The 759-nt window shown below is 43.3% G+C and carries 1 protein-coding gene; it reads right to left on the bottom strand.

The genetic code is table 11. From position 1 onward, the window contains the following. Positions 1-696: hypothetical protein (locus J7438_RS26380; RefSeq protein WP_209278994.1), on the bottom strand; the 696-nt coding region annotated here is incomplete at its 3' end. Positions 697-759 lie beyond the last annotated feature (63 nt).

Below are 759 nucleotides of genomic sequence, written 5' to 3' on the forward strand. Positions count from 1 at the left end.
GGCCTCTTTCAGCTTCGGTGTCTTCTCAAGCTCCAGCCCATTGTCCACCAGTTTTGCCACGGCCCACAGCAGGTTGCTGATACCTTGTACATCAATATCCCTGGCTTCAGGTTTTTGGTTGCACTTATATATTACTGCATCAAGTAAAGTTGACAGTAAAGCGGCTTGGTTTTCCCTATCCCCCTTATTCATGTATTTATGAGGGGTCAAAACATCCGCTGAAGTAAATGAATGAAGCGTTGTTGTCAGGCTTCGCCAGGTCCACCCCGGTGTCACTTTAAAATCGTGCAACAATGGTATCAGTTGGCGTTGTTCACTATGATTTAATGGTCGTTTTGCCCTTGATGTGTATTGTTTGATTGAACAGGCAAATTGACTGTGTGTTTTACCTTCATAGTGATCACCATAACGAGCAGATACCCTCACCAGCCAATCCATTTTTTCTGGTGTAATGAGAGCATTAAAACCATGAACAGGTTTTATTGAATGTCCTGGTGGATGGTTAGCAGAGCAGGCGTCAGAAGCAGGGTGACATTCATTACGCTTCTGGATATAGGACGGTGGCACATTCACCTTTCTGACTGTGCCATGCCTGTATTGCCCACTCCCTGAAGCACTGGCATGAACGTCTGATTGTTTGTAATCATTACCTGAAGTTGTGTATTTCCAACTTATACCAGCACCGCTTCTGTCCATAATTATATTTCATTAATTCATGGAAAATATAAAAAATAGACTATTCTACGGCATCAGCAGGCA

Source organism: Thalassotalea sp. G20_0 (assembly GCF_017744175.1).
Classification (GTDB): domain Bacteria; phylum Pseudomonadota; class Gammaproteobacteria; order Pseudomonadales; family Endozoicomonadaceae; genus Endozoicomonas.